15 protein-coding genes are annotated in these 17675 nt (G+C 66.7%); 9 read left to right on the top strand and 6 right to left on the bottom strand.

The features are described 5' to 3' along the window. Positions 1-49: 49 nt before the first annotated feature. Positions 50-832, top strand: coding sequence for an SDR family NAD(P)-dependent oxidoreductase (locus H5V44_RS02110; protein ID WP_185191480.1), 783 nt, complete (start codon positions 50-52; stop codon positions 830-832). A 108-nt stretch (positions 833-940) separates the two neighbouring features. Here H5V44_RS02110 and H5V44_RS02105 read toward each other — a convergent pair whose 3' ends face one another. Next, a complete protein-coding gene (locus H5V44_RS02105) occupies positions 941-2113 on the bottom strand; it encodes an enolase C-terminal domain-like protein (RefSeq protein WP_185191479.1) in 1173 nt (390 codons plus the stop codon). A gap of 254 nt (positions 2114-2367) precedes the next feature. On the opposite strand from H5V44_RS02105, the gene H5V44_RS02100 reads away from it, so the two are divergent. The 5 genes from H5V44_RS02100 (at position 2368) to H5V44_RS02080 (ending at position 7977) form a co-directional block, all read left to right on the top strand. Further along, complete coding sequence (locus H5V44_RS02100) at positions 2368-4047, top strand: ABC transporter substrate-binding protein (protein ID WP_185191478.1); 1680 nt, start codon at positions 2368-2370, stop codon at positions 4045-4047. 64 nt (positions 4048-4111) lie between these two features. Then, entirely contained in the window at positions 4112-5047 is a 936-nt protein-coding gene (locus tag H5V44_RS02095; RefSeq protein ID WP_185191477.1) for a carbohydrate ABC transporter permease, read from the top strand. After that, complete coding sequence (locus H5V44_RS02090) at positions 5044-5880, top strand: carbohydrate ABC transporter permease (RefSeq protein WP_185191476.1); 837 nt, start codon at positions 5044-5046, stop codon at positions 5878-5880. Before H5V44_RS02095 ends, H5V44_RS02090 begins: the two co-directional genes overlap by 4 nt. A gap of 2 nt (positions 5881-5882) precedes the next feature. Beyond that, positions 5883-6986, top strand: a complete 1104-nt coding sequence (locus H5V44_RS02085; protein WP_185191475.1) for an ABC transporter ATP-binding protein — start codon at positions 5883-5885, stop codon at positions 6984-6986. Between the two features lie 229 nt (positions 6987-7215). Continuing rightward, entirely contained in the window at positions 7216-7977 is a 762-nt protein-coding gene (locus H5V44_RS02080; protein WP_185191474.1) for an IclR family transcriptional regulator, read from the top strand. 323 nt (positions 7978-8300) lie between these two features. Here H5V44_RS02080 and pdxA read toward each other — a convergent pair whose 3' ends face one another. Then, complete coding sequence (gene pdxA, locus H5V44_RS02075) at positions 8301-9278, bottom strand: 4-hydroxythreonine-4-phosphate dehydrogenase PdxA (protein WP_221625524.1); 978 nt, start codon at positions 9276-9278, stop codon at positions 8301-8303. A gap of 25 nt (positions 9279-9303) precedes the next feature. Further along, positions 9304-10554: a four-carbon acid sugar kinase family protein gene (locus tag H5V44_RS02070; RefSeq protein ID WP_185191472.1), complete on the bottom strand. Its 1251-nt coding sequence runs from the start codon at positions 10552-10554 to the stop codon at positions 9304-9306. Positions 10555-10842: 288 nt separating this feature from the next. Between H5V44_RS02070 and H5V44_RS02065 the strand changes: the two genes are divergently transcribed. Further along, positions 10843-11706 carry a fumarylacetoacetate hydrolase family protein gene (locus H5V44_RS02065; protein ID WP_185191471.1) on the top strand — a complete coding sequence of 288 codons (864 nt, stop codon included), beginning with the start codon at positions 10843-10845 and terminating at the stop codon, positions 11704-11706. A gap of 122 nt (positions 11707-11828) precedes the next feature. On the opposite strand, the gene H5V44_RS02060 is transcribed toward H5V44_RS02065, so the two are convergent. Beyond that, entirely contained in the window at positions 11829-12584 is a 756-nt protein-coding gene (locus tag H5V44_RS02060; protein WP_185191470.1) for a glutamine amidotransferase, read from the bottom strand. Between the two features lie 135 nt (positions 12585-12719). On the opposite strand from H5V44_RS02060, the gene ilvC reads away from it, so the two are divergent. Together ilvC and H5V44_RS02050 are read left to right on the top strand one after the other, a co-directional pair. Continuing rightward, positions 12720-13733, top strand: coding sequence for a ketol-acid reductoisomerase (gene ilvC / locus H5V44_RS02055; protein ID WP_185191469.1), 1014 nt, complete (start codon positions 12720-12722; stop codon positions 13731-13733). 85 nt (positions 13734-13818) lie between these two features. After that, the gene (locus tag H5V44_RS02050; protein WP_185191468.1) at positions 13819-14520 is read left to right on the top strand and encodes a cyclase family protein; all 702 of its coding nucleotides are present in this window, start codon (positions 13819-13821) and stop codon (positions 14518-14520) included. A 5-nt stretch (positions 14521-14525) separates the two neighbouring features. Here the strand turns inward: H5V44_RS02050 and xacF are convergent, their stop codons facing one another. Together xacF and H5V44_RS02040 are read right to left on the bottom strand one after the other, a co-directional pair. Continuing rightward, entirely contained in the window at positions 14526-15971 is a 1446-nt protein-coding gene (gene xacF / locus H5V44_RS02045) for a 2,5-dioxovalerate dehydrogenase (protein WP_185191467.1), read from the bottom strand. A gap of 94 nt (positions 15972-16065) precedes the next feature. Next, a complete protein-coding gene (locus H5V44_RS02040; RefSeq protein ID WP_185191466.1) occupies positions 16066-17241 on the bottom strand; it encodes an enolase C-terminal domain-like protein in 1176 nt (391 codons plus the stop codon). Positions 17242-17675: the final 434 nt, after the last annotated feature.

Raw genomic sequence — 17675 nt, 5'->3', positions numbered from 1 at the left:
CCCCTGTACTCGGAACAAATTATAAATCGGGGCCGAGATATGCCGAGCTATGGGCACACTGAACCCACAGTTTACCGACGACACTGTCATCGTGACCGGCGGCGCCTCCGGGATCGGCCGCGAGGTGGCACAGCAGTTCGGGGACGCGGGCGCGACGGTACTCGTCGCCGACCTCCGGGAGGAGCCGAAGGGCGGGGGGACGCCGACACACGAGGCCATCGCGGACGCCGGGGGCACCGCCGAGTTCGTCGAGACCGACGTGAGCGACCGCAACGACATCACCGCCTTGGTCGAGGCGGCCCACGACTACGGCGGCGTCGACGTGATGGTGAACAACGCCGGGATGTTCATCGGCGGGTCGATCCTCGATCTGGAGCCCGAGGAGTTCGAGCGGATCCACAGCGTCAACGCCAAGGGGATCTACTTCGGGACCCAGGTCGCCGCAAACGACATGATCGAGCGCGACGACCCCGGCGCGATCGTCAACACCGCGTCGATCAGCTCCCACTACGCCCAGTTCGAGCAGGTCCAGTACGACTCCACGAAGGGCGCGGTCAGGATGATCACCCGCGGGGCCGCCCTGGAACTCGCCGAGCACGGCATCCGGGTCAACGCCGTCGCGCCGGGCCAGATCGCAACCGAACTGAACGAGGGCTGGTCCGAGGAGGCGATGGAGAAGGCGGCAAACGACGAGTTGGTCAAGCGGGTCCCGCAGGGGCGGGCCGGAACGCCCGAGGACGTGGCGCCGGCGTACCTCTATCTCGCAAGCGAGGAGGCCGGCTACGTCACCGGCGAACTCCTGTTCGTCGACGGCGGCTGGCAGGTGTTCTGATACTGTCGGCTATCGTCGCGTGACGGATTTCGACACCCCGGGGTGTCGAAAATCTTCACGTAGTCATAGCCAACAGTGTGAGCGGCCGCCCCGACGATCGGGCGGTCGCTACTCGTAGACGTGGACGCTCCCGGTCGCGTTGTCCTCAATGAACGCCCAGTCGTAGTCGACGCCGAGTCCCGGGTCGTCGGGCACGGGGACGGTCCCCTCGTCGTCGATGGCGTCGATCTGATCGGTGTAATCGCCCTCGTACACCGGCGGGATCGGGTTGCGGGCGTTCGGGTGGACCAAGGCGAGCTCGTAGTAGTTGGAGTTCCGCGTCGCCGCCATCAGGTGTCGCTGGGCGGGCCCGGGGGCGTGATACTCGACGTCGAGCCCGAACCCCTCGGCGACGCGGGCGACCTTCATCGCGCCCGTGATCCCGGCGTCGTACTCGGGGTCGGCCCGGACGAAATCCGTCGCCTCGTTCGCGATGAAGTCGGTGTGCAGTTCCAGCCCGCGAACGTGTTCGGTCTGGAGGATCGGGGTGTCCATATTGTCCTTCAGCCGGCGGTGGCCGTGTTGTGAGGTCCCGGCGTCGCGGTAGGGGTCCTCGTACCAGAAGAAGTCGTGTTCGTCACACGCCTTGCCGACGCGGAGGGCGTCGGCCCACGTCTCGTACTGACACGCCGGGTCGAGCATCAGGTCCATCTCGTCGCCGACGCGGTCGCCGACCGCGTGGACGGTCTCGACCTCCCGGTCGATGTCGCCCCACTCGTCGCTCTCCCACACGTGGAGTTTGAACCCGCCGTAGCCGCGTTCGTAACACTCCTCGGCGAAGTCCGCGAACGCCTCCGGCGAGTCCAGCCCCCCGTTCAGGTCGGCCTCGTAGGTCGAGGCGTACGCGGGCAGGCGCTTCCGGTAGGTGCCAAGCAGTTCGTGGATCGGCGCGTCGTGGTACTTGCCGGCGAAGTCCCACAGCGCGATGTCGATCGGCCCCATCCCCATCCGGTCGTACTTCCGGAGTGCACGTTTGATCTCCGACCAGTGTTTCTCCCGGTGGAGGGGGTTCTTTCCGACCAGGTAGTTCGCGAACATGTTGATCTGGGCGGCTCCGGGGGAGTTGCCGCCCACGTACTCGCCGGTGATCCCCGTGTCCGTGTGGATCCGGATCGCGAACAGTTTCCGGCGCGTCGTCGTCCCGGGTTCGTAGACGAGGCAGAAGCCGTTCGGGCTGTAGCCGACGTCCTCGATCGGAAACGAGAACTCGGTACTCTCGACTTTCGTTATCTCCGGCGTCATAGCGGCACATCCCGGACGGAGAATATAAATCTTCGCCGGGGATCGCCGCGCCGGGAGATCCGAGGGGACACCTGCCGTCGACCCCACGACCCGGCCAGAGGGCGGGTTGGCCCTATCCTCGTCGAGGCGGTCACACCGACCCGCGGGTCGTCCGCGCGGGGAGTCGGTGTGACCCGATTCCCGTGTCGAAATCGTCGTGAATAACCATCGGAATTCCCAAAATGTTTTTATATCATCCTCCGCACTACCAGTCTATGCCAGACTTTGATGGCAAAACCCCTGAGGCGGAGTTACCGTTCGGGATGAACCGCCGCCAGTTGATGAAATACTTCGGCGGCGGGTTGGGCGCCGGGATGGCCGGGCTCGCCGGGTGTAACACCGGCGACGGCGGTGGCGGTGGCGGCGGCGACGGCGGTGGCGGCGGCGACGGCGACGGCGGTGGCGGCGGCGACGGCGGCGGCGGCGATATGGAGACGCGCCCGTTCCCCATCGAGGATCCCGAGACGTTCGAGGAGATCGAACTCAGGTGGACGACCGACAACTCGGCGGGGCCGCTGTACGCGATGTTCGGCCCGCTGATCGAGGAGGAGACCAACCTGACGTTCAACGACGGGCAAACCTTGCCGGCGGGCAACTACTACTCGTCGCTGAATTCGGACCTCATCGGCGGCGGCGAGGTCCCCTACGACATCGTGTTGAATATCCCGCTGTACCTGGGTGACTTCCAGGCCCGGGACATCTTCGAGCCCCTTGACGACTACCTGGCACAGTACGAGGGCGTCGAGGAGTACCTCGACAGCATCATCGAGCCCTACAGGCGGTTCTATATGGAGTTCGACGGCGACACCGTCGCGCTACCCATTGACGGCGACATCCACAACCTGTTCTACCGGCCGTCGTACTTCCAAGACGAGACCCACCAGGAACAGTATCAGGAGGAGTACGGCCAGGAGCTCCGGGTGCCGCAGACCTGGCCCGAGTTCAACCAGGTTGCGGAGTACTTCACCGAGAACACCGAGGACGGCGTGTACGGCACGCAGGTGTACGGCGCCCGGCCGTTCAATTTCGGGTGGTGGATGGACCGTGCGGCCTCGAAGGGCGTCATCTACTTCGACGAGGAGATGGAGCCGCAGATCAACTCCGATCCGGCCGTCGAAGCCCTGGAGAACATGGTCGAGACGATCGACTACGCCCCCGAGGGGTCGGCGCAGTTCGGCATCGCCGAGACCGTCAACCAGTGGCAGCAGGGCAACGTCGTGATGTCGGTGTGGTGGATCGACCTCACGGAGTTCACCGCCCGCGGGGACTTCCCGGTCGTCGGCGACCAGCGGTCGGCGGCGATCCCCGGATGGGAGCAGGACGACGGCAGCATCCGGCGGAACGCGATGATGCTGTACAACCGGCTGTACTCCATCCCCGCGAGCCTCCCACAGGAGCGGAAGGACGCCGCCTTCTACGCGATCCTCCGGTTGGCCCGCGACCCCGTGCTGACCCAGGCAGTCGCCGATCCGTTCACCGGACTGGACCCGTCGAACGAGGCCCACTACGACGAGGAGGCCGCGCAGTTCTACACCCAGTCCAACCCGCTTCGGGGGACCGGCGAGGGGTTCCCGGAGAACCCGCCGATCTTCTCGCCCGACACCGACTACGTCGGCGGGATCAGCGCCCAGGAACAGGCCCTGCAGCACATCCGAGCCGGACAGACGAACATGGAGAACGGGTTCCCACAGCCGCAGTGGCCGGGGGCGACCCAGTACACCAACGACCTGTCGATCCACATCCAGCGGGCCCTCACCGGCGAGGAGTCGCCGCAGGAGGCCCTCGATAACGCCGCGGAGAAGTGGCGGGAGACGGTCGAGACGCTCGGGCGTGAATCACAGCGCGAGCAGTATATGAAATTCCTCGAGACGGCCCGCGACCTCGATTACGTCTGAAGCTGATTCCGCGGCGCAAACTTCTTATCCGACGTGGGTATTGGTAGCAAACGCGCTAATTCATATGAGCACGATACGAGACTCGCTGCAAGAACGTATCGCGGTACGGATCCCGATTCGGCGTGAGAAGCTCACCCCGTTGCTGTTGGTCGGGCCGGCCCTGGTGACGGTGTTTCTGGTCACCATCGGCCCGATGTTGTGGTCGCTGTGGCTGAGTTTCAACCGATGGACGCCCGCGTCGATCACCTACCAGGAACCGACGTTCACCGGGGTCGAGAACTTCGTCTGGCTGTTCAACGACGGCCGGTTCTGGAACTCCGTGGCCAACTTCGTGTTCTACGGCGGTGTCGGCGTCACCATCCAGGTGCTGCTCGGGACGGCGCTGGCGCTTGCGCTGTACAACTACGTCGAACGCCGGAGCGTCCGGATCGGGTTGCTCACGCTGTTCGCCGTACCGATGATGATCGCGCCGCTCGTCGCGGGGCGCATCTGGCAGCTCCTCTTTCTGCCGGGCGGCGGCGCGGTCAACGGGATCCTCGGGATGTTCGGAAGCGGGGGGCTGCCGTGGCTCCAGTCGCGGTGGCTGGGGCTGACGTCGCTGATGATCGCCGACACCTGGCAGTGGGTCGGGCTCCCGCTTTTGATCATCTACGGCGGCCGTGCGAGCATCCCCGAGTCGATGTACGAGGCCGCCCGCGTCAACGGCGCCTCCCGGTGGATGCAGTTCCGGCGCATCACGCTCCCGCAGTTGCGGACGCTCATCGCGATCGCGTTCATCCTTCGGTTTATGGACGCGTACAAGTTCTTCGATAAGCTGTTCATTATGACCCGCGGCGGTCCGGGGACACAGACCGAACTACCGACGTTCTACACGTACATCGTCGGGTTCAGTTCGTTCAACATCGGCCGGGCGGCGGCGCTGACGTGGGTCATTGGGTTGGGGTCGATCGTCACGATGTTGCTGTTCTGGCGGTTTATGAACACGGAGGGATCGGCATGAGCACCGCCAAAGCGAACGGGTTCAAGTGGGCGGGACGAGGGCTCCTCGTCGTGTACACGCTGTTCGTGGGGTTCCCCATTTATTGGACGCTCAACACGGCGTTCAAGCCGCTGGGTCAGATCGGGACGTTCCCGCCGACGCTGTACCCGAAGGGGTTCCAGCTCGACGCGTTCGTGTGGGTGCTCTCGAACTCCCGAGCGATCGACGCCATCCTCAACAGCCTGATCATCGCTTCCGGGACGACGATCCTCTCGGTGATCCTGGGGTCGCTGGCGGGGTATGCGTTCTCGCGGTTCAGCTGGGTCGATCCGGGGGGTCACGTGTCGTTCTGGCTGCTCTCGACACGGATGTTCCCGCCGGTCGCGGTGGTGCTACCGATCTTCTTCATTTACGGTCGGCTCGGGCTCCAGGACACGCTGATCGGACTGATACTGCTGTACCTGACGTTCAACCTCCCGCTGACGACGTGGCTGATGCGGGATTTCTTCGACAAGATCCCGGCGTCGTTCGAGGAGGCGGCGTTCGTCGACGGCTACTCCAGATTCCAGACGTTCCGGAAGGTGGTCTTCCCGCTGGTCCGGCCGGGACTGGTGGCGACGATGATGCTCGCGTGGGTCTTTGCGTGGAACGAGTTCCTCTTCGCGTGGATCATCACCGGGAACAACACTTCGACGTACACAACCATCATCCCGACGCTCATCGAATCGAACCAGATCCAGTGGAACAACATTATGGCGATGGCGACGTTGGTGGCGACGCCGCCGACGCTGATCCTCATCGCGTTCCGGGACAACATCATCGAAGGGATGACCCTGGGTATGACCGACATCTAACAATGGCGAAAGTAGAAATAGACAATCTGACGAAGCGATACGGCTCGATCGTCGCGACGAACGACATCTCGTTGGACATCGAGGACGGAAACCTCACCGTCCTCGTCGGCCCGTCGGGGTGCGGGAAGACGACGACCCTGCGCTCGGTTGCGGGGCTCGAGACCCCGACCGAGGGGAGCATCTCCTTCGACGGCGTCGACATCACCGACCGCCCGCCGCAGGAACGGGACATCTCGATGGTGTTCCAGGACCTCGCGCTGTACCCGCACATGACCGGGAAGGAGAACGTCGCCTTCCCGCTTCGCGCGGAGAAGGGGTACAGCGACGCCGAGATCGAGGAGGCGGTTCAGGAGGCCGCGGAGGTCACGAACTGCGCCGACTTCATCGACAAGAAGATCACCGACCTCTCGGGCGGTCAACAGCAGCGCGTCGCCTTGGCCCGCGCCCTCGTCCGTCGGCCGGAGGTGTTCCTGATGGACGAGCCGTTCAGCGACCTCGACGAACTGCTCAAACGCCAGCTCCGTGCCGACGTGGTCCAGCTCCAGCAGGAGTTCGGGGTAACGATGATCCACGTCACCCACGACCAGGAGGAGGCGATGACGATGGGCGACGACCTCGTGGTGATGAACAACGGGAACGTCGTCCAGTTCGGCGACCCCGACGAGGTGTTCAGCCGTCCGCAGACGCTCTTCGTGGCGATGTTCATCGGGTCGCCGCAGATCAACCGGTTCGACTGTGACCTCTCGTGGGAGGGCGACACGGCCGTCCTCGATTCCGGCGAACGGACCTTCGAGCTGTCGGGCGAGGCGGCTGCGCCGCTGCGTGCGGCGACCGGAACGCGGCTCGCGGTCTGCATCCGGCCACAGCGGCTCACGTGGGCCGAGACCGAGCCGGAGAGTGGACTGTCAGTCCCGGCGACCGTCAACGTCGTCGAAAAGATCGGAACCGAGGACATCGTCCGGTGTACCACCCCGGAGGGCCACGACGTCACGGCCGAGGTCAACTCCGGGACGCTGACCGAGGGGATGGAGGGATACCTCGCGTTCGACCACACCAACCTCCACCTGTTCGACGGCGTCGCAGAGGACGCGGAACGCCTCAACTGACGGGCCGCACCGGGCCCGCGGCGACCAGGTACTCTCTCTGGCGTATGGCGAGGGCGCATCGCGTGGCTTTTTAACGGACACCATACGAGATTCTATGATGCCAAACACGCCGAACCGGGCCCGAGAAGCTGATTTCCACGCTTTCGGTGGTCGAAGGTCCGATTCCAGAATCGAATGACCGTTCTACATCGAAGAAAGAGTTATACGTCCCACTCCGAATGTCGGTGGTATGGGGGAAGAAGCCAAACACCCGGTGAAAGCCACCGCCCGGACGCTCGAGATCATTCAGGCACTCAAACAGCTCGATTGGGCGGGCGTGACCGAGCTGGCCGAGCGGCTCGACACCTCCAAGAGCGTGATCCACAACCACCTGAGCACGCTCGAGGAGCACGATTACGTCATCAAGGGTGAGCAGGGCTACTCCCTGGGGCTTCGGTTCCTCGAAATGGGCGGCTACCGGCGGAACAAGATGACGCTGTACAGGATGGGAAAGCCCGAGGTCGACGCGCTGGCGGAGGAGACCGGCGAACTCGTCAACATCGCGGTCGAGGAACACGGCCACTGCGTCTACCTCTACCGGTCCCGGGGCTCGCAATCCGTCCACCTGGACATCCACGCGGGCGAGCGGGCGGCGATGAACACTACCGCCCTCGGCAAGTCGATGCTGGCGTTTATGGACGACGACCGGGTCGACCGGATCATCGCGGATCGGCCGCTGCCGGCGCTGACGCCACACTCGATCACGGATCCCGAGGAACTCAGAGAGGAGTTGGCGGCGATCCGCGAGCGGGGGTACGCCATCGACGACGAGGAGCGGTTGGAAGGGCTCCGCTGCGTCTCGGCGCCGATCAGACAGGGCGGGGAGGTGCTGGGGGCTATCAGCGTCTCCGCGCCGACGAGTCGGCTCAAAGGCGACAGGCTGGGGCGGACGGTCCCGGACAAGGTCGTCAGCGCGGCGAACGTGATCGAACTGAACAGCGTCCACACCTGAATCCGGTTCTTTCAGAGAGAACGGGTCACGTCCGTTTCCCGGCGTGACACGACAGGCAGGGTTGCGGAGCTCGACGTGCCAATAACAGATGTACCCCTGTTACTCCACCCGGAACCCTCCGTCGGCAGGGATGGATGGACGCGAGCGACGAAACGCCGGGCGATCGACGCTCGGGAGACGGAGGCCGATTATCCCGGCCGAACCCCGTTCGGTGTATCCGGGGCGGCCGCTGGCCCGAGCACAGCGTCGGAGCGACGATGTCGATCCGATCTGCGGGACTGGAATCCGCCGGAAGTGGAGTTCTTCATCATAGAACGGAACGGTTATTCGGCAGTTCGCGCCCGAGCCATGTCGACCGCGACGCCGAACGCGTCGAGCAGGCTCCGTTCGGAGGCGACTCCGGTGCCCGCGATGTCGAACGCCGTCCCGTGGTCGACGCTGGTGCGGACGATCGGCAGTCCGATCGTCACGTTGACGCCGGAGACGGCCTCGCCGCTGCTGAACCCGAGCATCTTGATCGGGATGTGCCCCTGGTCGTGGTACATCGAAACCACGCAGTCGAACTCCCCCCGTGCCGCGCGGACGTACACCGTGTCCGGGGACTCGGGGCCGACCGCGTCGATCCCCTCGCCCCGGGCGCGCTCGACGGCCGGTTCGATCTCGGTCGCCTCCGCGTCGCCCAACAAGCCACCGTCGCTCGCGTGGGGGTTCAGCCCCGCGACGCCCACGGTCGGGCGGTCGATCCCCAGATTCGAGAGCGCCTCGGCGGTCAGGCGGATGGTGCTGTGAACGCTCTCGGTCGTGACCAACTCGCAGGCCTCCCGGAGCGGAACGTGCGTGCTGACGTGTGTCACGCGAAGGTCCGACTCGATGAGCATCATCGCGTACTCGTCGGTGTCGGTCCGGTCGGCGAGCATCCCCGTGTGACCCGCGTGGGTACTGCCGGCCAGCTTCGTCGCCTGTTTGTTGATCGGGGCGGTCGTGAGCCCGTCGATCTCGCCGGCCTGTGCCAGTTCGATCGCCCGCTCGACGTACCCCAAGCTGGCGGCCCCGTACTCCTCGCGGACTTCGCCGCGGGCCAGCGTCCCGACGTTGTCGAGATCGAGGACCGGGATCGCGTCGTGGTCGAACGTCGCGTCGGCCACGGCCTCGACGCGCCGGATCGAAAGGTCCGAGTCACACACCGTCGTCGCCGCCGCGAGCACGTCGGCGTCGCCGACGACGATCGGCCGGCCGAGATCGAGGAGCCGGCGGTACGCCTTCACGATCACCTCCGGGCCGATGCCCGCAGGATCACCCATCGTTACGCCAATGGTCGGCTGAGAACTACTCATCGTACCCCCCAAGCGCGTCGAGGCAGTTAATGATGCTCGTTCGATCGCCGACCCCGCCGGCCTTCGTTATCAGCGGCAACCCGGGGACCTCGCCGTCGGTCACCCGCCCGACGGGAATCCCGGCGTCGACCGTCGTCCCCGTCAGCGAGACCGTCGTGGCGTCGAGCGCGCGGAGTCCGGCCACGGCGACGTCCCCGCCGGTGAGAAAGAGCCCGGCGGGACGCGTGAGCCGGCAGGCCTCGCCCGCGACCGCAGCCAGCTCCGCGGCGACCCGATCGCCGATCTCCGCGTCCGACAGGCCGCGGTCGCGACCTGCGGCGAGGGTGTCCTCGACGGTGGAGCGGTCGGTGGCGGCGGTGACGACGGTCGGCACGCCGCGGTCCAGCCGGGCGGCGACGTCGGCCGCCGCCCGGGGTGTGCCGTCGAGCAGGCCGATCGGGTCGAGCCGGAACAGGTGCGCCTCGGGGACGCGGGCGAGCTGTTCGAGCGTCGTTGCGCTGACGCTCCCGGCGACGCCGAGCGGCGTTCCCGGTTCGGACTCCGGAGGTGCCGGAGCGGCGTCGACGCGGGCATCCATGCGAAGGTGGCCGGCGAGCCCGCCGCTGCCGACGAACAGGGCGTCGAACCGGGCTCCGGCGGCGGCGATCGCCTCGAGATGCGCGTCGGTCCGGGCGTCACACACGACGATCGGCGGGCGGTCGTGCCGCTCGACGGTGGCGGCCAAGCGGTCCGCGACGCGATCCGCGCCGTCCGTGACAGCAGCCCCGTCGACGCGTTCGACCGGGAGGTCCCCCGCCCCGAAGAGGTCGGCAACGGGCGAGGTGGACGGTCCGTTCCGGTCGGTACCGAACTCCGTTTCGGCGACGGGCGTCCCGTCGACGCGGTGGACGCCATTCCACGTCCGACGGCCGATGGCGGGGAAGGCGGGCGCGACCACGGCGAGGTCGGCTGCCGTGGCCCGCAGCGCTGCGAGTACCTCGGTGCCGACGTTCCCCCGGAGCGTCGAGTCGATCTTCTTGTAGACGGTCGGCGCGCCGAGGGCATCGACGCCGCGCCGGACCGCAGCGGCCGCCTCCGCGGGCGGACAGTACCGGCTGTCGGTGTTGACTGCGACCACCGTCGCCTCGGGCGGCGACGCGTCGGGAACGGCGACCACGGCCGTGTCGTAGCCGCGCGTGGCGACCTCGCCCGCGGTGTCCATCGCCCCGGTGAGGTCGTCGGCGACGATGCCGAGCGCCGGCATCCTACCGGCGGCCTCCGATCGTCGGGCCGTCCGGCGGTCCGGTCCGTCCACCCCGCCGATTGCCCACCGGGGCGGTTTCGGCCGTCGATCCGGGGCGGATCGAGGGAGCGATTAACATAGAGAGCAGTTCGCGGGAACCGTATCTAACGTTTTCGTCCGCCGGGGGCGCAACCGGGTGGATCGGGCGGCGCCACCTCGGTGACGCCTCACTCCCGGGCTGGCTCACCACGGGCGCGACGGGTCGAGGTCACAACAAGTTTTTTGTTGCATCTCCCGGTCACGAACGCTATGCGGTATTACCGGCGACGACAGAACGGGGAACCGCGGCTGCTCGCCACGGCCGACGGGACGGCGTACGACCTGACGTCCGCGAAGCCGGGGGTGGATTCGTTCGGGGCGCTGGCCGAGGCCGCGGACGTGACCGACCGGACGCCCGATCGGGTCGCGGAGCCGCTGCTCGAGGAGGCCGAGGCGTTTCCGGTTTCCACAGTCGACGACGACCCCGCGGTCCCACTCGTCGCCGAGGAGGTGTGGGCCGCGGGCGTCACCTACCGGATCAGCGAGGAGGCCCGAACCGCCGAAAGCGGGATGCCGGAGATCTACGTCGACGTCTACGACGCCGACCGACCGGAACTGTTCCTCAAATCGACGCCGGGGCGGACCGTCGGCCCCGGGGCGGCGATCGGCGTCCGCGAAGACTCCGAGTGGAACGTCCCCGAACCGGAGCTGGGGGTCGTCCTCTACAGGGGCGAGATCGTCGGGTACACGGTCGGCAACGACGTCTCCAGCCGCTCGATCGAGGGCGCCAATCCGCTGTACCTCCCGCAGGCCAAGATCTACGATCGGTGCTGTTCGCTGGGGCCGTGCGTCGCGACCGACATCGACGACCCCCACGACCTCGAGATGTCGCTCACCGTCTACCGCAACGAAACGGCGGCGTTCGAGGGACGGACCACGACGGCGGGGATGGTCCGGAGCTGCGAGGAACTGGTCTCCTATCTCACCCGACACAACGCGGTGCCGGAGGTGACGGTGCTTCTCACCGGCACGTCGATCGTGCCCGACGACGAGTTCTCGCTGCAGCCGGGCGACACCGTCGTCGTCGACATCGAGGGGATCGGCACGCTGCGGAACCCGGTCACCGCCGTCTGATACCGTCGGTTATAGTCCCGTGACGGATTTCGACACCCCGAGGTGTCGAAGATCTTCACGTAATTATAGCCAACAGTATGATGCGATCGGCCGTCCAGTCGCACGGCAGCAGCCGCCGACCGTCAGCGGTCGCCGGCCAGCCACCGGACGAGGTCCGCCCACAACCGCGGGTAGCCGCCCCACTCGACGAACTCCATCGGGCCCCAGTGTGGGGCACAGTCGCTCGCGAACGCCGCCGACCGCCCGTCGCCGTGGGTGCCGACCGCCAACAGCGGGTCCCCGTCGACGGAGACGAGTTCGTCCGCGTCGCCGTCGGTCCTAAAGCGGTTGTAGCCGAGGACGTCCGGCCAGTCGTCGTCGACCGCCGAGACGGCCGGATGGTCGGGAGCGACCACCTGCGGGTACGCGCCGTCGGGGCGCTCGACCCGGTCGTCGCCCCGCTGCATCGTGACCGGGAGGGCCTCTTCGACGGCGGTTCCGGCGTAGTTCGCGCGTCCGTTGATGCCTTGGAAGGATAGGTAGCCGCCGACCATCAGGAGCCCGCCGCCGTCGCGAACGTACGCCTCCAGCAGTCGGAGCCGGTTCGGTCGGCGGGTTCCGTCGCTGAACGTCTCCGGCGGGATCGCCAGCGTGTTGTAGCCGATGTCGCTGAGGATCACGACGTCGTACGCCGCAAGCGCTTCCCTCGACTCCGGGAACTCCGCGGCCGCGACGTGACAGGGCTGGTAGGTCGTGTCGATGCCGTCCGTCTCCAGGGCCGCTTCGAGGTAGTCACCCGCCTCCGTGTACTCCGCACTGGAGAACAGGTCGAACCCCTTCACGTGAAACGAGATCGTCTGCCAGGACTCGCCGACGAGCAACGCGGTTGGCTCGGCCATACTACGGTACACCGAGCAGAGTGTGTTAGTTCTTTACACGTCGCGGGAGCGACGGGTGACTCGGGGTGATGGCGGCGGGAACGACACTCGCCGGTCGCCCCCGAATGTTAAGTAACCTGCGCCGTCATCCTCGCTATGGCCGCGCCTGACGTTATAGAGACACCGATATATCACGAGAGCGACGCCACCATAGAGCCCCTCGAGGGGCGCACGGTCGCCGTCGTCGGCTACGGCAACCAGGGACGCGCACAGGCCCGAAATATGCGGGACTCGGGCGTCGATGTCGTCGTGGGAAACCGGGGTGACGACGACCGCGACCAGGCCGCCGACGACGGGTTCGAGGTGTATTCGATCGCCGAGGCGACAGCCCGGGGGGACGTGGTGCTCCTGTTGATCCCCGACGAGGTACAGCCCGAGGTCTACGAACGCGAGGTCGGCCCCAACCTCGACGCGGGCGACACGCTCGTCTTCGCGTCGGGGTACAACGTCACGTACGACCGCATCGACCTCGCCGACGACGTCGACGTGGTGCTCGTGGCACCGCGGATGATCGGCGCGGTCGTCCGCGAACTCTACGAGGACGGGCGGGGCGCGCCGGCGCTTTTCGCGGTCGACCAGGACGCCTCGGGGGCGGCACACGAACGGGCCCTCGCGGTCGCACACGCCATCGGGGCGACCCGCTCCGGGGTCGTCGAGACGGAGTTCGACACCGAGACCCGCACGGACCTGCTGAGCGAACAGGGGCTGTTTCCGGTCTTCGCCTCGGCGCTTTTGGCCCGGTTCGAGGTGGAGTCGGAGGCGGGGATCCCGCCGGCGGTGACGCTGCTGGAATCGTACCTCTCCCGGGAGATGGCCCACATCTTCGAGAAGTGCGCCACCCAGGGGCTCGTCTCCCAGATGGACCTCCACTCACAGACGAGCCAGTACGGCCAACTGCTCGGGCTTGAGGCGTTCGACCGCGAGCCGATCCGGGAGTTCATGCGCGACCGCCTCGAGGCGATCGACTCCGGGGAGTTCGCCGACGAGTGGACCGAGGAACAGGCGTCGGGCTACGAACGGCTCTCGGAGCTCAGACGGGAGTACGAGTCCTCGGAGTTCGTCGAAACGGAGCAGGCGACGCTGGACGCCTTCGGGTTACGGGACCTCTGAGGGGCCGCGACCGACGCGTCGATCGCCCCGGCGGTCCCCAGCCAGGGTGAAAAACTAAGAGGATTCCGTGAGCAGGGCAAGCCGTATGTTCGACGCACCAGACGAGATCATCGACCTGACCAACCCGATCGACAACGGCATTCCGGTGTGGCCGTCGTTCCCGCCGGTCGACCTGAAACACGAGTCCCTGGCTGCGCGGGACGGCTTCACGATGGAGAAGGTAACGATGCGGACCCACACCGCGACCCACGTGGATTCGCCGCGGCACTTCATCCCGGAAGGGCGCACGCTCGACGAGTTCCCCGTCTCGAAGTTTATGGGTGAGGGCGTCGTCGTCGATCTGACCGACGTCGGGAACTCGGCCGCGATCGGCGTTGACGACCTCGCCCAGTACGAAGACGAGATCGACGCCGGCGACGTGGTGATGCTCAACACGGGGTGGGACCAGTACTACGGGACCACCGACGAGTGGATGTTCGAGTTCCCGCATCTGTCGGGCGACGCCTCGGAGTATCTCGCCGACCTCGAGGCGAAAGCGGTCGGGATCGACACCCCGAGCGTCGGCGGGTGGTACGACGAGGTGCCCGGCCACGGCCCGAGCACGGACGTCCATCCCGCCGACTCCCACCTCCCGCTGCTCGAAAACGACATCATCCCGATCGAGGAGCTCCGAAACCTGGACGCGGTGCGCGGCGACGCCGCGACCCGCCGGGCGTACTTCCTCTATCCGCCGCTGAACTTCCAGGACACCAGCGGATCGTCGGTCCGGGCGTTCGCGTTCCTGTAGGCCGGTCAGAAGTTCTCGTAGACCGTCTTCTCGATGGTGTAGAACTCCAGGCCCGCATCGCCCTGCTCGCGCCACGTCTCCGAGGAGGACCCCTTGAACCCGCCGAACGGGACGTGGAGTTCGAGCCCGGTCGTCTTCTCGTTGATCTTCGCGACCCCGGCTTCGATCTCTTCGACGAACCGGTTTGCCTCGGTGTGGTTCCGGGTGAGGATGCTGGCCGACAGCCCGTAGTCGACGTCGTTTGCGACCTGGATGGCCTCGTCGAACCCTCCGACTTCGAGCACGGCGAGGACGGGCCCGAAGATCTCCTCGCGGGCGATCCGGTGGTCCGGGGCGACGTCACCGAAGACCGTCGGCGCGACGAAGTACCCGTCGCCGAACCGGCCGCCGTCGAGCGCCTCGCCGCCGACCGCGAGCCTCGCTCCCTCCTCGACCCCGACGTCGATGTACTCGAGCGTGCTCTGGAGTTCGTCCGCGCTGACCTGCGGGCCCATCCCGTACTCGTCGCCGGGACCGACGTCGATCGCTTGCGCCCGGTCGACGATCGCGTCGACGAACTCGTCGTACACCTCCTCGTAGACGATCGCGCGGGAGCCGGCGGTACACGCCTGCCCCGTCACGCCGAACGCGCCCGCAGCGACGATGTCGGCGGCCGCCTCGACGTCGGCCGACTCGGTGACGATGGTCGGGTTCTTGCCGCCCATTTCGGTCTGGACGCGCTTGCCGTCGTCGGTCGCGAGGTCGTAGACGGTCCCGCCCACGGCGCTGCTGCCGGTAAACGAGACGGCGTCGACGCGGTCGTGACCGATCAAGGCGTTGCCGACGGTGCTGCCCGGCCCGGTCACGAGGTTGACGACGCCCTCCGGGACCCCGGCGTCGTCGAGCGCGTCGACGATCGAGACCGCCGGGCCCGGGGCGAGGCTGGCCGGCTTGATCGCGGCCGTGTTCCCGGCGGCCAAGGCGGGCGCGATCTTCCAGGCCGGAATCGCGATCGGGTAGTTCCACGGCGTGATCAGCGCCGCCACGCCCACGGGCTCCTCGCGGGTGTAGAGGTTCGTCCGGCCCCCGGACGACGACTTCACCGTCCCGCCGAGGTCGCGGGTCTTCTGTGCGTAGTAGTGGAAGATGTCGATCGCGCGCTGGACCTCTCCGCCGGCCTCGGCGTGGGTTTTGCCCTCCTCGCGGGTGAGCTGCGCCGTCAACTCCGCCTTCCGGTCTGCGAGCACGTCGCCGGCGGCCTTCAGGATCGCCCCACGATCGGGTGCCGGAGTCGACGCCCACTCGGCCGCCGCGTCGGCTGCGGCCGTCACGGCGGCGCGGGCGTCGGCCGCAGTCGACTCCTGGTACGTCGCAACGACGTCGTCGGGCGCCGCCGGGTCGACCGTCTCGAACGTGTCGCCGGACTCCGAGTCCGTCCACTCGCCGTCGATGTAGTTCCGGGTGGGTGGCATACGGCAACACGTCGGCGGCGTCCCACTCAGTCTTTTCCATTCGCGGGGGGAGCCGGAAGACCAGTCACGTGCCGGGCGTCGGCGGGGACCGCCGCTACTCGTAGACGTGGACGCTCCCGGTCTGATTGGCCTCGATGTACGCCCAGTCGTAGTCGACCCCGAGGCCGGGGCCGTCCGGGACCGGGACCGTCCCCTCGTCGTCGACGCTGTCGAGTTGGTCGTCGTAGTCGCCGGCGTAGATCGGCGGGGTCGTGTTCCCACAGTCCGGGTGGACGAGCGCCATCTCGTAGTAGTTGGAGTTCCGCGTCGCGGCGATGCAGTGCCGCTGGGCGGGCCCCGGCGCGTGAAACTCGACGTCGAGCCCGAAGCCCTCCGCCATCCGTGCGACCTTCATCGCGCCCGTGATCCCGGCGTCGTACTCGGGGTCGGCCCTGACGAAGTCCGTCGCCTCGCTCGCCACGAAGTCGTGTTTCATCTCCAGGCCGCGGACGTGCTCCGTCTGCAGCAGCGGCGTCTCGAGGTGCTTTCCGAGCTTCCGGTGGGCGTGTTGGGAGGTCCCGGCGTCCCGGTAGGGATCCTCGTACCAGAAAAAGTTCTCCTCGTCGAGAGCGCGGCCCAGCGTCAGGGCGTCGGCGAACGTCTCCAGTTCACACGCCGGGTCGTGCATCAGGTCCATCTCCGCCCCGACGGCGTCGCCGACGGCGTGCACTGCCTCGATCTCGCGGTCCAGGTCCCGGGCGCTGTCGTCGCCACCCCACCCGTGGATCTTGAACCCGTCGTACCCGAGGTCCCGGCACGTCTCGGCGAACGCGGCGAACGCCTCGGGGGAGTCCAAACCGCCGGCGTCGTCGCCGTGGTACGTCGACGCGTACGCGGGGAGCCGGCGGCGGTAGGTGCCCAGGAGTTCGTGTATCGGCGCGTCGTAGTACTTGCCCGCGAAGTCCCACAGCGCGATGTCGACGGGACCCATCCCCATCCGGTCGTACTTCCGGAGTGCGCGTTTGATCTCCGACCAGTGTTTCTCCCTCGCCAAGGGGTCCTTCCCGACGAGGTAGTCCGCGAAAGTGTTGATCTGTGCGGCACCCGGGGAGTTGCCGCCGACGTACTCGCCGGTGATCCCGACGTCGGTGAAGATCTGCACCCCGAACAGTTTCCGCGTCGTCGTCTCGCCGGGAGCGTACACCAGGTTGAACCCGTGGTGATCGGTCCCTACGTCGGACAACTCGTAGGTGAACTCTCTGCTCTCGATCCGCGTTATTTCGGGTGACACGCTACCACCAACCGGCAGCGTTTAAATAAAGGTACGGTACGCCGGGAGCGGCGGTTCGGGGGTCCCCGAGGGGCGGGCGAGCGGAGCGTAGCCATCGGTCGCGACCGTGGCGCACAGATCGATACGTCGGTTCACCCCGTAAGAAGGTGGCACCGTCCAGGCCGGTAAGTTTAGTATATTATATTAATTTTGTTGTTATGGTTTTTTCGTTGTCGTTCTCCACGCTCCCGACATTTACTCTATCTGTCTCCGTATAGCATTTCTGGGCAGTTGCCAAGTTCTCTTAATTTATATTATGTTAAATTATTTCTGTCGTATACGAGAAACGTTCGGATCCGGACCGGCGGGACTGTCGTCGCGACGGGATATCGGGGACCCGAGGATCCGGTGAGCGGACCACATCTGACTGCTTCCTCTGTCGGGCGGAGACAGCA

The sequence above is a fragment of the Halobellus ruber genome (assembly GCF_014212355.1).
In the GTDB taxonomy this organism is placed as follows: Archaea; Halobacteriota; Halobacteria; order Halobacteriales; family Haloferacaceae; genus Haloquadratum; species Haloquadratum rubrum.
Note: the sequence above shows the minus strand (reverse complement) of the source record. Positions and strands in the feature narration are given on the sequence as shown.